Consider the following 18,144-nt stretch of genomic DNA (forward strand, 5'->3'; position numbering starts at 1 on the left):
CTTTTATCGTGAGTAATACTCAACAATTAATTGCTCGTTGATGTCAGCTTCTGCTTCCTCGCGCTTTGGCAAACCAGTCACTTCAATCTTCAGCTTCTTGCTATCACTCTTTAGCCAGCTCAGCGGGCCTTGGATTGAATTATTGATCACATCATCAATCCGCGTGAAGTATTCAGATTTGGTGCTTTTTGGGCGAACGGTGATGACGTCGCCAGCTTTAACGCGAATCGATGGAATATCGACGCGGCGGCCGTTTAGCTCAAAGTGGCCGTGGCTGACTAGTTGGCGAGCAGCGCGGCGGCTAACAGCGAATCCAGAACGATAAACGACATTATCCAAGCGGCGCTCCAGCAACTTGAGCAGATTTTCGCCTGCCAAACCTTCTTGGGCGCGAGTTGCTTCGTTCATCAGCCGAGCAAATTGCTTTTCCACTAAACCATACAGGCGGCGAACTTTTTGCTTTTCGCGCAGCTGCGTGGCGTACAAGCTTGGCTTGCTATGTCGGCTGTGTGCGTGCTGACCTGGAATGCCAGATTTTCGTGCCAAAACTTTATGTGCTTTTGGATGAAGCGCATAACCTTCGCGGCGGCTTTGCTTGACAATCGGTGAATTATCTCGTGCCATAATTATGCCCTCCGTGCCTTTCGTGGACGGACACCGCCGTGAGGCACGCCAGTTACGTCCTTAATACTTTCTACTGAGATGTCGAAGGCGCCAATCGCACGAATAGCGGCGTCACGGCCCAAACCGACACCTTTGACGAAAACGTCAACTGATTTCAAACCATACTGAGTTTTCGCAGCTTCAGCAGCTTTCTCAGCAGCAACCTGTGAAGCATAGGCGGTGCCTTTTTTGCTACCACGGAAACCACATGCACCAGCTGATGAAGCGGTCAACACGTTACCTTTCTTGTCGGAAAAAGTAACGATGGTGTTGTTAAATGTTGCTTGAATATGCAGCTGACCAGCTGGGACTGATCGGCGCTGCTTCTTCTTGGTAGATTTTGCGTCTGCCATTTCTTAGTCCTTTCTTTAGGTCTTACTTGCTGCTTTTGGTTGTGTACCGCCCACGGCGATGGCGCGACCCTTGCGAGTTCGTGCATTCGTACGAGTCCGCTGTCCGCGTGTCGGCAGTCCTGCTTTGTGGCGAAGACCGCGATAGGCGTTGATATCCTTCAAGCGCTTAATGTTGTTAGTTACCAAGCGCTGGAGATCACCTTCGACGGTGTATTCGCTGTCGATAATTTCGCGAATCTTGTTTTCTTCAGCCTCGGTGAGATCTTTCACCCGAGTGGTCGGCTCAATCTTAGCCGCCGCAAGGATGCTCGAAGCGTACTTTGGCCCAATCCCATAAATATAGGTGAGCGCAACTTGCACTTGCTTCTCTGTTGGGATAACTACCCCAGCAATTCGAGCCATGCTTAACCCTGCCTTTGCTTGTTCTTAGGTTTTCGTTTGTTGATGACATACAGTCGCCCTTTGCGGCGGACTAGCTTGTCACCTTTCTTGGGATCTTTGTCGATCTTCTTGACACTTGCACGAACTTTCATAAAGTGCTCTGAAATCTCCCTTCCCGAGTAAACCCGAGATTATCGTTAGTATTATGACGAGCGCCGCGTGTTTCGAGCCACGTGCGCTGGTCGCTCCTCCTTGAGGCGAAAGACGATGCGACCCTTTGTGAGATCGTAAGGAGTCATCTCGACTTCCACCCTATCACCAGGCACCAGGCGGATATAATTCTTGCGCATCCGTCCCGAAATGTGCGCGATGATACTATGGCCATTCTCCAGTTCCACCCGAAATTGGGTATTAGGCAGTGCTTCCACCACCTTACCAATCATCTTGATGACTTCCTTTTGACTCGCCATAAGTTACAGTTGTCAATTATACCGTATTGCCCCGGCGATTACAAGAGCGATGAGCGCCGTTTTTTCGACTTTTTCTTGGTCAGTTCGTCTGGGTCAAAGTCGTCATAGGTAACCATCAGAGCGCGCGAGTTGAGCTGGCGTAGTGACTCGAGGCCGACCGAGACTACGATGAGCAGCCCGGTACCGCCGATCGACAGGCGTGAGCCGCTGATCGCCGCCAGGTGATACATCAAGTATTCAGCGACAAACGGCAAGATGGCGATGATGCCGAGGACGATTGAGCCAAACAAAATTAAACGATTGACGGTGCGCATCAGATATTTCTCGGTTTGCTCACCGGGCCTGACGCCCTCGATAAAGCCGCCCTGCTTTTGCAGATTCTCAGCGATTTCGTTGGCGTTAAAGACGATCCCGGTGTAGAAATAGGTAAAGGCAATAACTAGGAGGAAATACAGCGTCGGGTAAATGAATGCCTCCCAGGTGCTGCCGGTAAAAGAGCCCGGGTTCGGCGCCTGAAACCACGTGATCAGGGTGTTGGCAGTGTTTTGCAGGTTTGGATTGCCCGAAGCCTTCATGACTTGGCCGATGAATTGCGGCAAGCTGAGGAAGGCGACGGCAAAGATGACCGGGATGACGCCGGCAGCGATTAGCTTGACCGGCAGGATGCTCTTGATACCGCCGTAGCTGGAATTGCCATGGACACGCTTGGCGTAATTGATAGTGATGACGCGCTGAGCCTCGTTAATTTTCACCAGGAAGTAAAGAACGATGAGCGAGGCGATAGCCATGATCACCACCAGCCAAAAGACGGTTGGATTCACCGGCAGGGTAAACCAGTTAAAGACGTTCAGTCCGCCAGCCGAGGTGTTGCCGAGCGACGAGATGAGTGAGCCCAGCATCTGCGGGATCTGGCTGATGATACCAGCGAAAATTAAGATGGAGATACCATTACCGATACCCTGCTCGGTGATCAATTCACCCAGCCACATGAGTAGCACCGAACCGGCCGTCATCGCTGTCACACCAACTGTCCACTCGAGCATCGTCGGGTCGCTCAGCGTCGTCGTACCGCCGGCCAGCACCGTCTGGCGCAAGAGGAAGATAAAGGCGATTGACTGGACGATAGCCAGTGGGATGGTCAGCCGCCGCGTCCACTGCTGAATCTTGCGCCTGCCTGATTCGCCGTCCTTGTGTAGCTCCTCGAGCTTCGGGATGGCCTTGGTGAGTAGCTGAGTGATGATACTAGCGGTAATGAATGGGCTGAGTCCAACCAGCACGAGTGAAAAGCTCGCCAGCGCGCCACCCGAAAGCAAGTTCAAGAACCCGCCGAGGTCAGTCTGTCCCAGCGCTGCTGCCAGTGCCGTCTTCATCTGTGTCGGATTAGCCAACGGCACCGGAATATGCGCCAGCATTCGATACACCACGATAATCCCCACCACAATGGCCAGGCGTTTCTGCATATCTTTATTTTTCAGCGACCGGAAAATTATTCTCCAATTCATGTTTTAGCCCCTCATAGTCACTAACAATTCTTAACTCTGTTAATTATACATGACCGCGACTAATATTTCCATACTAAAAACATAAAAGCACATGCGCTATAATTGAAATAATAACATAACGCAAGATTGAGGTGTCGTATGCAACAGCAGCCCGAAACTCCAGTAACTCCATCGCCAATGCCGCAGCTAAGCCCAGAATTACCGCCACATTATCCGCCAAAGAAAAGTAAGCTATGGCTGTGGATTACGCTGGCGATTGTCGGCGTGTTGGCGATAGTCGGGATTATCATAACAATTATTATTGTGTCGAATAACTCCACTTCTTCAGCTGATACAACAACTTCACGTCAGCGAGCGACCAAGCCTGATAAGAATAATGACAATGAGGAGGATAAAGACAATCAGCAAGGCTCAGCTACGAAGGCCACAAAATGCCTAACGTCTGCAGATTTTCGGAGATCTGGTTATACACACGTAAAGGATGGCTATTTTGTGTTAGAGAATGGCAAGTTTAACTTTCGTAGCATTCTCTTCAAGCCAGATTCAACGCAATACCAACGTGGAACTTACAATGTTGAAATGGCTAAGCTAGGAATGCTTTACAAATTTAATACTGACAAGCAATTTTCGATTGAACTGGTTCCTAATGAGACGGGTGAGGGCTCAAAGCTGGCTTTGGAGCGTGCCGATAAGATTAAGCACGATTTGGTATCTAATGGAATTCCAGAGCGTAAGATTACTGTTTCTGAGCCGATGGTCGCCACCCATGATACTAGCGATGATACGGCCAACAGGCGTGTAACGATTTATTTCGTTGCACCGCAGAAATGTAGCGAAAAATAATCCGACTCACCAAAGATAAAAGAAAATCCCCTTCTCTTACGAAGGGGATTTTCTAGTTACTAAAGGAAGATTATTTTTCTTCGGCTTCTTTCATGCTTTTACGCAGTGGTGTTGCGACTTTCTCAAATGAGCCGCCAGCTTTTTCAATCGCTGTGACGACTGAAGCGGAAGCAGCCTGAACTTTCAAGTCAACCTTGGCTTTCAGCTCACCGCGGGCGATCACCTTGACCGTGTGGAACGGCGTGGCGATGTAGCCTTCGGTAAACAGCAATGCGTTGTCGACGGTTTTTCCGTCAAAGGCGTTCAGGTGGTCGAGGTAGACTACCTGAGCTGGTGTACGCAAGCTCTTGAAACCGCGAGCTTTTGGCACAGCCTGAGCCAATGGACGCTGACCACCCTGGAACATAGCGCGAAGCTTCTTACCAGTGCGGGCGTTTTGGCCCTTGGTACCACGACCAGCGGTTTTACCTTGGCCAGCAGCGATACCGCGACCAACACGCTTTTTATCCTTGTTTGCTGAAACTTGGAGATCGTTGTATTTCATTACTTAGCCTCCTTTTTAGCAGCTTTTTTGACTGGCTGAGCGTTGAGCCACTGTTCGCGTGGAACGAGTGATTTCAATGCTTCAATAGTTGCGTAAGCGATGTTCACCTTGTTGGTTGAACCAAGTGACTTGGTCAATAGGTTGCGAACACCGGTCACACCGATGATTTGTCGAACAACACCACCAGCGATGATACCAGTACCAGGAGCGGCTGGCTTGATCAGCACGCGGGCGCCTGAGAACTTAACTTCGCTGTCGTGTGGAATGGTCTCGCCGTTGAGTGGCAAAGTGATCAAGTGCTTCTTGGCGACTGAGGTTGCCTTGGCAACAGCAGCTTGCACGTCGGCACCTTTAGCCACACCAACACCGACTTTGTCCTTGCGGTTACCGACAACTACCAACGCCTTAAAGCGGAAACGGCGGCCGCCCTTCACCACGCGAGACACGCGGTCAATGTTGATAACCAATTCTTCAAACTCTTTTGGTGCGTCATCACGCACATTTCGCCGGTCATCGCGGCGACCACCACGCGGACTGCGAGGCCGACGGCCTTCTGCGCGTGGGGTAGTATTTGCAGCTTGCTCTGCCATACTAATCCTCTTTCTCTCCTTCTTCAATTTTAACTGTCAACTCATGCAAAGCCCTTCTAGGATCAATCGCCGCTGCAGCCATGGTGCGCAAGAGACCATCAATCTCACGTTCGACGACCTCACTTGGAGATATGCAGAGACCTGCAAAGTTCTCTGGGCCCCACTCGCGCGGGCCAGTATAATAACGACGCTCAGTTTCTTTTGATACATCCTCTGCCATACTAGAACTCCAATCCTTCTTGGCGCGCAGCATCAGCCAATGCTTTCAAGCGACCAGCGTACTGGCGGCCGTTGCGGTCAAAGACCACTGCGCTAATGTTACTTTTCTTTGCTTTCTTGGCAATTTCCGTACCGATGGCAGCACATTTTTCGCTCATCGTACCTTTTGCTTTGGTGCCAACGGTGGTTGCGGCAGCCAATGTCTTGCCTGCGACGTCGTCGATCAGCTGAGCACTGACGTGCATGTTGCTGATGGTGACCGTCAGGCGTGGGCGCTCTGCAGTGCCTGAAACTTTCGCGCGAACGCGGTTTTTGCGAAGAGCGTGGTTGAGTAATTTCTTGTTTTCAGCCATGATTACTTACCTGTCTTTCCTGCTTTGCGCAAAATTTGCTCGTCAGCGTACTTGATACCCTTGCCCTTGTATGGTTCAGGCTTCTTTAGCGCACGGATTTCCGCAGCGACTTGGCCGACTTGCTGTTTATTGATACCGCTGACGATGATGGTCATCTTTTCATTGGTAACGGTGATGCCCTCTGGGGCTTTGTACTTGACTGGGTGTGAAAACCCGAGCGCCATTTCCAGCTCATTATTGCTGGAGCTCACGCGGAAACCGACACCATTGACCTCGAGACGCTTCTCGTAGCCCTTGGTGACGCCGATTACCATGTTGTTGATCAGCGCGCGCATCAGACCGTGCTGGGCGCGAGCAGTTTTGGACTCATCCTTCGGATGAACCGTGACGTGTCCGTCTTCGACTTTCACCTCAACCGCTGGCGTGATGAATTGTGTCAATTCACCTTTCGGGCCCTTTACGACCACGTCACCAGAGTCAACCGTGATTGTCACACCGGCCGGAATAACCACCGGCAGTTTTCCGATTCGACTCAGACTCATTACTCACCTTTCGTGTGATTTAATATTAACCCTGGTATTTTAGCATGGATTAGGGGTAAAATGCAAGGTTTTTTGATCGTTCTGCTTAGTTACCATATGGAATGAGTAGGGCAATCGCCAAAATGCCAAGAGTAATATATGTTGCTAGCGCAGCCTTGGTTAAATATGGTTCTGTCATGGTGTAGATTTTACGCACTTCGTAATAATCCCATAGCCGCCAACCAGAGATCATTAACAGAATACCAGCGAAGATACTTAAATAGCCGCTGACATCGATATGCCAAAGAAAGTTTGATGCATCAACCAGAGCAATGAGTATAGCTACTCCTAGCGTCGACCAAAAGCGTATCTGGGGTTCTCTCCCGACAGCGATAAAGCAAGCGGCGGCGACCATAATTAGCTCAACGAGAGGATTTTCCATGAATAGTACTTGAATATAATAACCAGGAACTCCCTGCCTGGGGTCAGCACTGCCGATAAGCCAGCCTATTCCGTACAGTAGCGGCACCATAACGACGATAGATAACAAGAAAGGCAAAAAATCAACGGCGAAGACATCTTTGACGGTTATTTCTGCTTGGTCTGATGTTTTTGTCATATGGAGGAAGCTACGCATATGTTTACAGTATAGCAGGATACGTTATACTAAAAGTCATATTAGGCGAGGGCTGACTGATCTTTAAACATATAAAAATAAACGCCCTGCATGACGAGGACGTTTATTTTGTTTATTGTGATGTTCTAGTACACCTTCAACAACAACTCACCGCCAAGCTTCGCCTTAGCTGCTTCAGCGCCAGTCATGACACCTTTTGAGGTTGAGATGAGTACCAAACCGCGGCCGCTTTTCACCTTTGGAATTTCGCTAGCGCCGACGTAGACACGACGGCCTGGCTTTGAGACGCGGGTGATCTCGTTGATGGTGCTGTTAGTGCCTTCTTCGTTGATGGTCACGACCAGCACGCCACGAGGCTTGGCATCCTCTAGTTTAACATCTGCAAGGTAGCCGTTTTTGACTAATTGTTCAGCGATGACTTTTTTCATCTTGCTGGACGGAACGCGAACTTCCGTCTTGCCAACCAGTTTCGCATTGCGAATGCGCGTCAGAAGGTCGGCGATTGGGTCTGTAGTTTGCATAGACATTGTCGAATCTCCTTTCCTTCTTACCAACTACTCTTTGTTATGCCTGGGATTTCACCCTTGGCTGCTTTTTCGCGGAAATTGATGCGGCTCAGGCCGAACTGGCGCATGTAGCCACGTGGACGGCCGGAAATGCTGTCGCGGTTCTTGTGCCGAGTTGGGCTTGAGTTGCGAGGCAATTTCTGCAAACCGTCGAGGTCGCCAAGTTCTTTGAGCTCAGCGCGCTTCGCAGCGTATTTTGCGATCATCTTCAGGCGCTTTTTATCGCGAGCGATCATTGATTTCTTAGCCATTACCTGACGCCTCCTTTCTTCTCGAACGGCATGCCGAACTTCTCCAGCAAGGCTTTTGATGCTTCCTTACTGCCATTCTTGATGACAAATGTTACCTGCAGCCCATGCAAAATCTGTGTCTCCTCAAACGTCAGTTCTGGGAAAATCGATTGCTCGATGATGCCCAGGTTGTAGTTACCACCTTTGTCAAATTTCAGGCCAACACCGTGGAAGTCGCGTACGCGAGGTAGGGCTACATTGATCAAGCGATCCATGAACTCGTACATCCGAGCACCACGTAGCGTAACGCTCACACCGATTGGCGCACCCATACCTTTACGGATGCTAAAGCCAGCGATTGACTTCTTTGCCTGGCGGGCAACTGGTGCCTGACCGGTGATTTTCTCAACGGTGTTTTTGACAATTTCAAAGTGACGCTTGTCATCTTTCTTTTTGCCGGTGCCAACGCTCACGATGATCTTTTCCAAAGCTGGCACTTGGTGCACGTTCTTTAGATCTAGTTCGGCTTGCAGTTCCTTCAGGTATTTCTCCTGGTACAAGGCTTTCAAGCGAGGAGCTGGCACGACGGTTTTCTTCTCTGCCATTATTTAATCTCCTTATTTTTTGCTTGGCGAGCGACGCGAGTTTTGCCGCCGTCAGCGTTCTTTACTAAACCAACCCGGCTGGTTTTGCCTGACTTTTCGTCGACAACCAGGGCGACTTTGCTGATGTCCATCGGTACGTGGATATCTTTCTTGCCGCCTTTTGGATTGTACTGGCTTGGCTTGACGTGGCGGTGCCCGACGCCAACACCTTCGACCAAAACAGTCTGATCTTTGGTGTTAACTTTCAGAACTTTACCAGTCGTGCCCTTGTTCTTACCAGCAATGATTTTTACGGTGTCATCTTTGTGAATACGAGCCATTAGAGTACCTCCGGAGCTAGGCTTACGATCTTCATGTAGCCCATGTCGCGTAGTTCCCTAGGTACTGGGCCGAAGACACGGGTAGCCTTTGGCTGCTTGTCATCGTTGATAATCACCACGGCGTTGTCATCAAAGCAGATGGTTGAACCGTCTTTGCGGTGGATTTGGTCGCGGGTACGAACCACCACAGCTTTAACGACAGACTTCTTTTTGACGTTGCCAGTTGGACTGGCGTCCTTGACTGAACAGACGATCACGTCGCCAACGCGAGCGTAGCGGCGGCGGGTACCGCCGAGGACGCGGATGCACAATACTTCTTTGGCACCCGAGTTGTCAGCTACCTTGAGGCGAGATTCTTGTTGGATCATTTGTCATCCTCCTTGGTCTCTTCCTCAGTTTCGCCAGAAACTTCAGCCTTTAGTTTGATAGAACCGCGAGACTTTTCAATCACCTTGACCAGCGTAAAGCTCTTGGTCTTGGAAATTGGGCGGGTCTCTTCGATTTGCACCTTGTCGCCTTCGCCTGCTTGATTGGTCTCATCATGAGCAGTGTACTTGCGAGTCACGGTGTACTGTTTGCCGTAGAGCGGATGCGTTTCGCGGCTGGTGACCGTCACAGTGATGGTCTTGTCGCGCTTAGCACTCGTTACGACGCCAATCAGTGTTCGTCGGGCCATTACTTGCTCTCCTTTTCATTAATTTGTGTCAGCAGGCGTGCGATGTCCTTGCGGAGTGAACGCAACGCTTTTGGATTAACTAATTCGCCAGCAGCGTGAGAACGTTTTGCTTGAAGCAGGTCATGTCGCTTTTCGGCGAGTTCCTTCTTCAAATCATCAACCGTCTTTACAACTGCTGCTTTTGCGGTTTTCTTTGCTTCAGCCATTATGCGTCCTCCCGCTTGATGAACTTACATTTGACTGGTAGTTTGTGGCTCGCCAGGCGCATTGCTTCGCGGGCTACTTCCTCGGAAACGCCCTGCATTTCAAACATCACCGTGCCGGCCTTTACTTTAGCAACAAAGAACTCTGGATTGCCTTTACCACCACCCATCTTCAAACCAAGTGGCTTGCGGGTAACTGGGGTGTGCGGGAAAATCCGGATCCAAATCTTACCACCACGCTTGATGTAGCGGGTCATTGCCTGACGAGCAGACTCGATTTGGCGGGAGTTGATGCGCTCGTTTGATTGTGATTGCAGTGCAAAGTCGCCGAACGCGATGTAATTACCACGGGTTGCTTGACCACGGTTTTTACCGATGCGCACTTTGCGGTGCTTGGTTTTCTTTGGTAACAGCATTTAGCGACTCCTTTCTCCCTTATAAATCCACACTTTCACGCCGATGATACCAGCTGGTGTCTGGGCGCGAGCACAGTGGAAGTCAATATCAGCGCGAAGGGTGTGAAGCGGCACTGAGCCCTCGATCACCTTTTCGCGGCGTGCCATTTCCGCACCGTTCAAACGACCAGCCACCTCGATGCGGATACCTTTGGCACCGGCACTCATGGTGTTTTGTGCGGTCATTTTGGTGGCGCGGCGGAAGTTGATGCGGCGCTCCAACTGGCGAGCAATGTTTTCTGCTACCAATTTAGCTGCTAGTTCTGGTCGGCGCACTTCTTCGATGTTGATGCGAACAGGTGACCCGACAATCTTCTCAACTTGCTTTTTCAATTCATTCACGCCAGCACCACCACGGCCAATCACTACACCAGCTTTCGCCGTGTGAATAGTTACCGTGATCAAGTTGGCACTCCGCTCAATCTCAATGCGATTGATGGTTGGGCGTGAGGCAAATTTCTTCTCAATCAATTCGCGGATTTCGTGATCCTGGCGAATTGCCTCCGCAAACTCTTTCTTATTGGCCGTAAACCAACGAGAGCTCCAGTTCTTGTGAACTTGTAGGCGGAAGTTGATTGGATTCACTTTTTGACCCATTTACTTCTCCTCCTTTTTTGCCGTGGTTTCGGCGGCTTTTTTCGTTGCAGGTTTGGCAGGTTTGGTCTCTGCTTTGGCCTTGGTCTCTGGTTTTTTCGCAGGCGCTTTCTTTGGCTTCTCGGTACCGGTTACTTCAACCAAAATGTTTGAAGTCTTTTTCTGGAATGGCAACGCACGACCCTTTGACGCTGGCTTAAAGCGACGCAGGCGCGTACCAGTGGTAACGCTTAACGTGGTAATCACCAAGCTTTTGGCGTCTAAACCGTGGTTGTTGATGGCGTTTGCCTTGGCACTGTCGATCGCCTTCTTGACTGGCAAAGCAGCGCGTTTTGGCACGTGCTCCAAGATAACCAATGCATCAGCGACGGTGCGGCCGCGTACTAGTGCAGCCACCAGGCTAACCTTGCGTGGTGTTTGGTCAACACCTTTGGCGTAAGCGCGAACAGTATACGTAGTATCAGCCATGATTACTTCTTATCCTTTCCGCCGTGCTTACGGAACTTACGAGTTGGGCTAAACTCACCGAGTTTGTGGCCAACCATGTTTTCAGTAATCAGCACAGGCACGTGCATCTTACCGTTGTAGACAGCAATCGTTCGACCGACCATTTCTGGAGTGATGGTCGAAGCGCGCGCCCACGTTTTGATAACGGTTCGATCGTCAAGGCTGAGAGCAGCGACTTTTTTCGCAAGCTTCACATCGACGAATGGACCTTTCTTTAATGAACGACTCATCGTGATTTACCTCTTCCTCTTCGCGTCGTGACGCGTGCGTACGATTAATTTATTTGAGCCTTTGCGGCGGCGAGTTCGATAACCCAGCGTCAATTGGCCCCATGGCGTACGTGGTGCCTTACCAGTACCGTGGCGACCACCGTCACCACCACCATGTGGGTGATCGGCGGCGTTCATGACGACACCGCGCACGGTTGGGCGAATACCCTTGCGGCGGCGGCGACCAGCTGAACCGATCTTTACGTTCTGGTGCTGGATGTTACCGACTGTACCGATGGCAGCGGTTGCTTCCAAGCGAACTTTGCGAACCTCGCCAGATGGCAATTTGATAGTTGCGTAATTGCCTTCTTTGGCCATCAACTGAGCTTTGGCACCAGCGGCGCGAACCATTTGCGCACCTTTGCCGGCAGTCAGTTCAATAGCATAAATCATCGTACCAACAGGGATAGCAGACAGCGGCAGGCGGTTTGATGCCTCAATTGGCGCTTCCTCGCCAGTCTGAATCGTCTTGCCCTTGACCATCGAGGTGTCGGCCAATACGTAGTGGTACAAATTGTACTGATCTTTCACCCGAGCGATGCGCGCTGAGCGGTTTGGATCGTACTCAATTTCTTCAACCGTCAGCGTCAGACCAGCCGGCAAATTGTGGTTCACCAAACGGTAGTGACGACGAACGCCACCGCCGCGATGACGCACGGTGATGCGGCCTTGGTTGTTGCGGCCGGCATTTTGCTTTTTGGCTTTGATCAGACTTTTGAGCGGTTTTTTCGTCGTGATGTCCGACAAGTCCTGGCTCGTCATGCCGCGACGAGCAGGAGTGGTTGGATTGTAAGCTTTCACTGGCATTACTTGGTCTCCTCCATCTGCTGCTCTACTGCGTCAAACACATCGAGCTTATCGCCATCTTTCAGCGTCACGTAAGCTTTCTTCCAATCCTTGCGCGTAGTCGTGCCAGGATAGCGGTTCTTGCCACGTGAGAAACGCACAGCTTTGCCGTCTTGCACCAAGGTTTTCACCTTCAGAACGGTGACGTCAAATTGCGCTTCAACTGCTGCTTTGATCTCGTTTTTATTCAGGTTGAGCGGAACGCGGAACACGTACACGCCGTTGGCGCTCTGTGCGTATGCTTTCTCGCTAATGCGTGGGATAATTGTCATCTGTTTCATATTACGCTTCCTCCTTACTCAGCCACTCAGTGATTACTGGCAGAGCTTTCGGGGTCATGACAATAGTATCCGCATTCAGAATGTGGTAGACGCTGAGGTAGCTCGCACGAATCACCAATACGTTCTGAATGTTGTTTGTGGCACGCATCAATTCTGGCGTCTTTTCGTCGACGACGATCAGGACGCGGCGCTCAAACTTGTTGTCAGCCAAGAAGGTTGCGACCTCTTTGGTCTTGCCAGTCGTCTTGATGTCTTTGACGACGATCTTCTTTGCTTCATTGGCTACCGTCAAGGCTTGGCGAATTGCCACTTTCTTGGCGGTTTTGGACAATTTTTTGGCGTAGTTTTCGTTGCCGCGTGGGCCAAAGACCACACCACCACCGCGCCAGATTGGGTTACGGGTTGAGCCGAAACGTGCTCGACCAGTTCCCTTTTGCTTCCATGGCTTTTTACCACCACCGGAAACTTCACCACGCTGCTTGGTTGTGGCACTTGCCAAACGAGCGTTGGCTAGGTAGCTGTCATATGCCAATTTCAACAGTTCGTGATTTGGCACTTCAACAGCAAAAATGTCTTTAGGAAGTTTGGTTGATTCAGCCATTACTTGTTACCTCCTAAAATGATCAGCCCTTTTCGTGGCCCAGGCACAGCGCCCTTCACCCCGATCAGATTGGTCTCTGGATCAACATATGCCACTTCCAGGTTCTTGACCGTAACACGCTCGTGACCCATGTGGCCAGCCATCGTCTTACCCTTGAACACTTTTTGTGGATACATCGAGCCAATTGAACCTGGCTTACGAGTATTACCTTTACCACCGTGCGTCTTGCGGTGACGCTTAAAGTTGTGGCGTTTAATGGTTCCAGCGAAACCTTTACCTTTGCTGGTTCCGGTCGCATCGACAGAATCGCCGACTTCGAACGCGGAAACGTTGATTTCATCGCCAACTTTGAGTCCCTCAGGGATCTCGTCGACGCGGAATTCCCGAATGTGCTTCGGGGTCACTTGGGCTGGCTTCACGTGTCCAGCCACGGCCTTGCTCAGGTTCTTACCCTCTCCATAAGCGACCTGTACCGCATTGTAACCGTCGGTCTCGACAGTCTTCACCTGAGTCACGGTGACAGGGCCGGCTTGGATCAGCGTCACCGGAATGGCTTTGCCGTCTTCAGCCAAGAGCTGGGTCATACCAAGTTTGGTACCGAGAAGTGTTTTCACTTTTCCTCACTCCCACTTAAATACTCCTGATGACGTGCGGTTTCTGGGTTCTGAGTGAGGCGTTTGTGACAAGCACCCTACTATAGCCAGACCTGCTCATTCATCAAGGAGAACAGTTGATATTACGCGTAATAGAAATTACTTCGTGATTGTAACACACATTGGCCTGTGGCGTCAACAGTAGTAGGATGTGGGTCTAGGCTATTGACACGACGTTGATTACCTGCTATAATTTGGCAGTTTGAATAAAGTAGCGAAAGGAGCAAAGCATGGCTACGATATCAGAAGCTAAAGCTTGGCCAGATTATGACAAGGTCACAAGAAATCCAGAAACCGATGAAGACAGGAGAAAGTTCTTTGAGTGGTTCGGGCAACTAACATATAGAAAAGTTGAAGATGGTGAACTATCATATGAGGATCTAGAGAGACTACACCCAACTATACAACAAGCTGTAGAGATTGCCCTTAATTTGTACATGGAATCGCAGCAGGAGGCAGCACGAGAAGCTGCCGAGACACAATAGCCTTTGGTCTCAGCTAACTAACAGTAATACCGCCCCGATAAGGAGCGGTATTTTAGTATCGGTTTATCGCTACACGCTAGGCGTTGCGCTTTTCGATAATCTCCTGCGCTACGTTTGGTGGTACTTCCTCGTACTGCGCTAGCTCCATGGTGCTGGCTGCGCGACCCTGAGACATCGAGCGGATGTCTGAGGTATAGCCAAACATATTTGCCAGTGGCACAAAAGCCTTGACCAATTTAGCGCCGCCCATCAAATCCTCCATGGCGTCGATGCGACCGCGGCGTGAGTTGAGGTCACCGATGATGTCACCCATGAACTCTTCTGGGGTGGTCACTTCAACTTTCATGACTGGTTCAAGCAGGATTGGTGTGGCTTGCTTGATACCTTCGCGAGCTGCCAACGAACCTGCTAGAGAGAAAGCTAGTTCTGAGGAGTCGACATCGTGGTACGAACCATCATACAGCGTCGCCTTGACATCAACCACTGGATAGCCAGCGATAACACCGCCTTCCAAAGTCTCCTTAATACCTTTCATGACAGCCGGGCGATATTCCTGAGGAACCACGCCACCCTTAATCTCGTCGATGAATTCAAAGCCCTTGCCGGCCTCATTCGGCTCAAAGCGTACCCAAACGTCACCATATTGACCGCGACCACCAGACTGCTTGGCGTGCTTACCCTGGACTTCGGCGCGGCCCTTGATTGACTCGCGGAAGGCCACTTGCGGTTCACCGATATTCGCTTCAACCTTGAACTCGCGCTTCATACGGTCGATCAAGATATCCAGGTGCAACTCACCCATGCCGGACATAATCGTCTGACCAGTTTCTTCATCAGTGTGAATGCGGAAGGTTGGATCTTCCTCAGCCAAGCGCTGCAAGGCGAGTGCCATCTTTTCCTGGTCGGCCTTTGACTTTGGTTCAACGGCGATGGACACTGGTGGCTCTGGGAATTCAATTGACTCCAGAGCGATCGGATGCGCTGGGTCGGTCAAGGTATTACCGGTACCGGTGTTCTTCAAACCAACCACCGCAGCGATATCGCCAGCAGCAATCTTGTCGATATCCTCGCGTTTGTCAGCATGCATACGCACGATACGGCCGATACGCTCCTTATCGCCAGTGGTGGTGTTCAAGACGTAGCTGCCCGAATTCAGCACGCCAGAATAGACGCGGATAAAGATTAACTTACCAACAAATGGGTCAGTAGCGATCTTGAACGCGAGAGCGCTCATCGGCTCTTTTTCGTCTGGTTTGCGGCTCACTTCGTCGCCGGTCTTTGGATTTTTACCCCAAATTTCGTCAACATCCAGCGGGCTTGGCAAGTAGTCAACCATCAGGTCAAGCAGCTTCTCCACGATGACACCACGGCCGTCACCACCAGTGACTAAGAAGAAGTCACCAGCCAGCACTCGCTTACGCAGCGCCATTTTCAGTTCGTCGATAGTAATCGCTTCCTCACCCTGGTCGAGGAACTTCATCATCAATTCATCATCAGCCTCAACGGCATTTTCCACCAGCAGGGCGCGAGCATTCTTCGCCTTCTCCAGCATATCAGCCGGGATTTCGCCAACTTTCAACTCGTGGTCGGTGTAATCATCGTAGGTGTAGGCTTTCATGTCGACGAGGTCGACCACGCCGTTAATCGTCTTTTCAAAACCAATTGGGATGTGAATTGGAAAGGCTTGTTTGCTCAAGCGATTGTGAATTGATTCCAAAGATTTCCAGAAGTCGCCACCGGTCTGGTTGATCTTGTTAACGAAGCAAATGCGCGGCACGCCGTATTTGTTAGCCTGGCGCCAGACGGTCTCAGACTGCGCCTCAACACCCATCTTGCCGTCAAACACGGTCACTGCGCCGTCGAGCACGCGTAGCGAACGCTCCACCTCAGCAGTAAAGTCGATGTGCCCTGGCGTGTCGATAATGTTAATCTTATGGTCTTTCCAGAAGCAGGTCACCGCCGCCGAGGTAATGGTAATGCCCCGCTCCTTTTCCTGCGCCATCCAGTCGGTGGTCGCACCGTCGCCGTCACCCTTAACTACACCAATTTTATGTGTCAAGCCAGTGCGGTACAAGATACCCTCAGTGGTCGTCGTTTTACCGGCGTCAATATGGGCAATGATACCAATGTTTCTAAAGTTTTGTAATGGAACGTTTGCTGCCATTGTCTTTCCTTTGTTAAAAATAGTTATTGTTCGAGATTCTCCGGAGCTATTTTGACGCACCAAAAAACTACGCTTGAGCTGTATTATAGCAGACGATTGGCGTTTTGTGAATGAGCCCTGTCTTAGCGCGGAATTTGGCTACGACCTGATTGGATTTGTTGTATACCCTTGGCCATGAGTAAATAATCTTTGTTTTGAGCATCAGACCGACCAAGGAGCGTTGCACGCACCATCATCACTAGAGAGTCACAGACTCTCGTGGTGGCGAGGGTTTCCACGGAGACAGATTGCACATACATCGCACCCGCCGTATTCAATTCAACCCATTCCCTATTATGAAGCGCGAGGCCCTTATACATAATATCGTATGGCATATACGGATCAAGTGAAGCCAGTACCTTGCAGTGAATGTTTATCGCCTTAATGACTCGATTAAGGTCTCTATTCGACAATCGCCTAAAAGGAATTTCATTAATCGGAATATCTACCAGCTCCTTGATCATTCGAGCTGAGTCGATACAATTATTGTTTGGATCAACTGGTCGTATATTATTCAAATAATCAAGGACCTCAGGCGTGTACAGCTGTAAAATAGCCTTGGCCTGTTCAATATCCATCAGCTGCGGAAACTGGATAAGGACATCCAGCGGAACGACATACTGGGCCGTGGTGCCCTCTGGTGTTACGCCAAGACCACCAAGTGCGATTTCTGGATCAGACTTGTTCGCGACAATCAGGCAACCGGCGCACTGGAGTTTATGATCTTCAATATATACGTATTCTTCTCCGTTTTTGGTATGTTGTTGCACCCATCCGCTTACCGCCATCAGCTGACCGATAAGCCCGGCAAATAGTTCTTGGTTAATCCGCACAGTGGCTTCTAGATACTGATGAGGATTGAGCTTTCGAACGTCGGCCATTCGTTCTCGAGCCAGGCGGAGGACAGTGGCGACTTGCTGATTGAAAACAGCCTTATCAAGTAACGCAAGGTTCTCGGGCAGCGGGGTGGCAGATGGGGTAGACTCAGTCGTCATCTCTTAATCATACGGCGTAAAAGCCGACTGACGCAACCATAACCATAAAGCTCTTAGCGATAATTCACGCACTGCAGCGGCGTGTCATAATCATTTTCACGCACCAAGCCAACGACTTTCTGTAACTCATCTTTCGAGGCGGAGGTGACACGGACGAGGTCGCCTTGGATTTGTGGTTTGGCTTTGGGTACGTTAGTACGAATATCGGCAGCGATGCGCTTGGCGGTCGGCTGGTCGAGACCCTGTTTGAAGGGAATTTCCCACGTGGTTTTGAGATTTGAGGTAACCTTTTCTTTGGTGAGATCGAGGACTTTGCTCGACTGACCCCGAGCCGCCAGTTTCTTGCGCACGATATCCAGCACCGCATCAACCTGCCAGTCGTTATCACCGGTGAGCTTGAATCCTTTTTTATCATCCAGCCAGTCAATCCCAGCATTCGTTCCCTTAAAATCGTACCGCCCTTGGATTTCTTTTTCCGCCTGCATGAAAACATTATTCAGCTCGGCTTTGTCAATTTCTGACACAATATCAAATGAAAAACTTGCCATTTACCCCTCCTCGTTTTCTCCATTATAACAA

General features: G+C 50.4%; 32 protein-coding genes. 2 read left to right on the forward strand and 30 right to left on the reverse strand.

Annotated elements, in window-relative coordinates:
- Positions 1–3: 3 nt before the first annotated feature.
- Genes rpsD through secY form a run of 6 tightly spaced genes read right to left on the reverse strand, consistent with a single transcriptional unit; the run spans position 4 to position 3,369 of the window.
- Positions 4–624: a 30S ribosomal protein S4 gene (rpsD, locus tag FBF28_02195; GenBank protein ID QJU08369.1), complete on the reverse strand. Its 621-nt coding sequence runs from the start codon at positions 622–624 to the stop codon at positions 4–6.
- Positions 625–626: 2 nt separating this feature from the next.
- On the reverse strand, positions 627–1,016 hold the full coding sequence (gene rpsK, locus FBF28_02200) for a 30S ribosomal protein S11 (protein ID QJU08370.1): 390 nt from the start codon (positions 1,014–1,016) through the stop codon (positions 627–629).
- A gap of 15 nt (positions 1,017–1,031) precedes the next feature.
- Positions 1,032–1,418: a 30S ribosomal protein S13 gene (gene rpsM, locus FBF28_02205; protein QJU08371.1), complete on the reverse strand. Its 387-nt coding sequence runs from the start codon at positions 1,416–1,418 to the stop codon at positions 1,032–1,034.
- A gap of 2 nt (positions 1,419–1,420) precedes the next feature.
- Entirely contained in the window at positions 1,421–1,549 is a 129-nt protein-coding gene (locus FBF28_02210; GenBank protein QJU08372.1) for a 50S ribosomal protein L36, read from the reverse strand.
- Positions 1,550–1,600: 51 nt separating this feature from the next.
- On the reverse strand, positions 1,601–1,867 hold the full coding sequence (infA, locus tag FBF28_02215) for a translation initiation factor IF-1 (GenBank protein QJU08373.1): 267 nt from the start codon (positions 1,865–1,867) through the stop codon (positions 1,601–1,603).
- Between the two features lie 38 nt (positions 1,868–1,905).
- Complete coding sequence (gene secY / locus FBF28_02220; protein QJU08374.1) at positions 1,906–3,369, reverse strand: preprotein translocase subunit SecY; 1,464 nt, start codon at positions 3,367–3,369, stop codon at positions 1,906–1,908.
- Positions 3,370–3,507: 138 nt separating this feature from the next.
- On the opposite strand from secY, the gene FBF28_02225 reads away from it, so the two are divergent.
- Complete coding sequence (locus tag FBF28_02225) at positions 3,508–4,212, forward strand: hypothetical protein (GenBank protein ID QJU08375.1); 705 nt, start codon at positions 3,508–3,510, stop codon at positions 4,210–4,212.
- 70 nt (positions 4,213–4,282) lie between these two features.
- On the opposite strand, the gene rplO is transcribed toward FBF28_02225, so the two are convergent.
- From rplO to FBF28_02330, 21 genes are all read right to left on the reverse strand, one after another.
- Positions 4,283–4,756 carry a 50S ribosomal protein L15 gene (rplO, locus tag FBF28_02230; GenBank protein ID QJU08376.1) on the reverse strand — a complete coding sequence of 158 codons (474 nt, stop codon included), beginning with the start codon at positions 4,754–4,756 and terminating at the stop codon, positions 4,283–4,285.
- Positions 4,756–5,346 (reverse strand): 30S ribosomal protein S5, encoded by a 591-nt coding sequence (locus FBF28_02235; protein QJU08377.1) that lies wholly within the window; start codon positions 5,344–5,346, stop codon positions 4,756–4,758. Before FBF28_02235 ends, rplO begins: the two co-directional genes overlap by 1 nt.
- A 1-nt stretch (position 5,347) precedes the next feature.
- Positions 5,348–5,566, reverse strand: coding sequence for a hypothetical protein (locus FBF28_02240; GenBank protein QJU08378.1), 219 nt, complete (start codon positions 5,564–5,566; stop codon positions 5,348–5,350).
- A 1-nt stretch (position 5,567) separates the two neighbouring features.
- On the reverse strand, positions 5,568–5,918 hold the full coding sequence (locus FBF28_02245; protein ID QJU08379.1) for a 50S ribosomal protein L18: 351 nt from the start codon (positions 5,916–5,918) through the stop codon (positions 5,568–5,570).
- Positions 5,919–5,920: 2 nt separating this feature from the next.
- Positions 5,921–6,454 (reverse strand): 50S ribosomal protein L6, encoded by a 534-nt coding sequence (locus FBF28_02250; protein ID QJU08807.1) that lies wholly within the window; start codon positions 6,452–6,454, stop codon positions 5,921–5,923.
- Between the two features lie 91 nt (positions 6,455–6,545).
- A complete protein-coding gene (locus FBF28_02255) occupies positions 6,546–7,076 on the reverse strand; it encodes a hypothetical protein (GenBank protein ID QJU08380.1) in 531 nt (176 codons plus the stop codon).
- A gap of 125 nt (positions 7,077–7,201) precedes the next feature.
- On the reverse strand, positions 7,202–7,603 hold the full coding sequence (rpsH, locus tag FBF28_02260; GenBank protein ID QJU08381.1) for a 30S ribosomal protein S8: 402 nt from the start codon (positions 7,601–7,603) through the stop codon (positions 7,202–7,204).
- A gap of 20 nt (positions 7,604–7,623) precedes the next feature.
- On the reverse strand, positions 7,624–7,893 hold the full coding sequence (rpsN, locus tag FBF28_02265; protein ID QJU08382.1) for a 30S ribosomal protein S14: 270 nt from the start codon (positions 7,891–7,893) through the stop codon (positions 7,624–7,626).
- Entirely contained in the window at positions 7,893–8,477 is a 585-nt protein-coding gene (gene rplE, locus FBF28_02270; GenBank protein ID QJU08383.1) for a 50S ribosomal protein L5, read from the reverse strand. The genes rpsN and rplE overlap by 1 nt, the downstream gene beginning before the upstream one ends.
- The gene (gene rplX, locus FBF28_02275) at positions 8,477–8,797 is read right to left on the reverse strand and encodes a 50S ribosomal protein L24 (GenBank protein ID QJU08384.1); all 321 of its coding nucleotides are present in this window, start codon (positions 8,795–8,797) and stop codon (positions 8,477–8,479) included. The genes rplE and rplX overlap by 1 nt, the downstream gene beginning before the upstream one ends.
- Positions 8,797–9,165: a 50S ribosomal protein L14 gene (rplN, locus tag FBF28_02280; GenBank protein ID QJU08385.1), complete on the reverse strand. Its 369-nt coding sequence runs from the start codon at positions 9,163–9,165 to the stop codon at positions 8,797–8,799. Before rplN ends, rplX begins: the two co-directional genes overlap by 1 nt.
- Entirely contained in the window at positions 9,162–9,473 is a 312-nt protein-coding gene (rpsQ, locus tag FBF28_02285; GenBank protein QJU08386.1) for a 30S ribosomal protein S17, read from the reverse strand. Before rpsQ ends, rplN begins: the two co-directional genes overlap by 4 nt.
- Positions 9,473–9,679 (reverse strand): 50S ribosomal protein L29, encoded by a 207-nt coding sequence (gene rpmC / locus FBF28_02290; GenBank protein ID QJU08387.1) that lies wholly within the window; start codon positions 9,677–9,679, stop codon positions 9,473–9,475. The genes rpsQ and rpmC overlap by 1 nt, the downstream gene beginning before the upstream one ends.
- The gene (rplP, locus tag FBF28_02295; protein ID QJU08388.1) at positions 9,679–10,092 is read right to left on the reverse strand and encodes a 50S ribosomal protein L16; all 414 of its coding nucleotides are present in this window, start codon (positions 10,090–10,092) and stop codon (positions 9,679–9,681) included. Before rplP ends, rpmC begins: the two co-directional genes overlap by 1 nt.
- On the reverse strand, positions 10,093–10,728 hold the full coding sequence (rpsC, locus tag FBF28_02300) for a 30S ribosomal protein S3 (protein ID QJU08389.1): 636 nt from the start codon (positions 10,726–10,728) through the stop codon (positions 10,093–10,095).
- Positions 10,729–11,193, reverse strand: coding sequence for a 50S ribosomal protein L22 (locus FBF28_02305; protein ID QJU08390.1), 465 nt, complete (start codon positions 11,191–11,193; stop codon positions 10,729–10,731).
- Between the two features lie 2 nt (positions 11,194–11,195).
- Entirely contained in the window at positions 11,196–11,462 is a 267-nt protein-coding gene (gene rpsS, locus FBF28_02310; protein QJU08391.1) for a 30S ribosomal protein S19, read from the reverse strand.
- 6 nt (positions 11,463–11,468) lie between these two features.
- Positions 11,469–12,308: a 50S ribosomal protein L2 gene (gene rplB, locus FBF28_02315; GenBank protein QJU08392.1), complete on the reverse strand. Its 840-nt coding sequence runs from the start codon at positions 12,306–12,308 to the stop codon at positions 11,469–11,471.
- Positions 12,308–12,628 (reverse strand): 50S ribosomal protein L23, encoded by a 321-nt coding sequence (locus tag FBF28_02320; protein ID QJU08393.1) that lies wholly within the window; start codon positions 12,626–12,628, stop codon positions 12,308–12,310. Before FBF28_02320 ends, rplB begins: the two co-directional genes overlap by 1 nt.
- Position 12,629: 1 nt before the next feature.
- Positions 12,630–13,229 carry a 50S ribosomal protein L4 gene (gene rplD / locus FBF28_02325; GenBank protein QJU08394.1) on the reverse strand — a complete coding sequence of 200 codons (600 nt, stop codon included), beginning with the start codon at positions 13,227–13,229 and terminating at the stop codon, positions 12,630–12,632.
- The gene (locus FBF28_02330) at positions 13,229–13,843 is read right to left on the reverse strand and encodes a 50S ribosomal protein L3 (GenBank protein ID QJU08395.1); all 615 of its coding nucleotides are present in this window, start codon (positions 13,841–13,843) and stop codon (positions 13,229–13,231) included. Before FBF28_02330 ends, rplD begins: the two co-directional genes overlap by 1 nt.
- Positions 13,844–14,112: 269 nt before the next feature.
- Between FBF28_02330 and FBF28_02335 the strand changes: the two genes are divergently transcribed.
- A complete protein-coding gene (locus FBF28_02335) occupies positions 14,113–14,367 on the forward strand; it encodes a hypothetical protein (GenBank protein QJU08396.1) in 255 nt (84 codons plus the stop codon).
- Between the two features lie 76 nt (positions 14,368–14,443).
- Here FBF28_02335 and fusA read toward each other — a convergent pair whose 3' ends face one another.
- The 3 genes from fusA to FBF28_02350 form a co-directional block, all read right to left on the reverse strand.
- A complete protein-coding gene (gene fusA, locus FBF28_02340) occupies positions 14,444–16,531 on the reverse strand; it encodes an elongation factor G (protein QJU08397.1) in 2,088 nt (695 codons plus the stop codon).
- A 122-nt stretch (positions 16,532–16,653) separates the two neighbouring features.
- Positions 16,654–17,565, reverse strand: a complete 912-nt coding sequence (locus FBF28_02345) for a hypothetical protein (protein QJU08398.1) — start codon at positions 17,563–17,565, stop codon at positions 16,654–16,656.
- Between the two features lie 53 nt (positions 17,566–17,618).
- Positions 17,619–18,113 (reverse strand): YajQ family cyclic di-GMP-binding protein, encoded by a 495-nt coding sequence (locus tag FBF28_02350; protein ID QJU08399.1) that lies wholly within the window; start codon positions 18,111–18,113, stop codon positions 17,619–17,621.
- Positions 18,114–18,144 lie beyond the last annotated feature (31 nt).

This window comes from Candidatus Saccharibacteria bacterium oral taxon 488 (genome assembly GCA_013099195.1).
Taxonomy (GTDB): domain Bacteria; phylum Patescibacteriota; class Saccharimonadia; order Saccharimonadales; family Saccharimonadaceae; genus Nanosynbacter.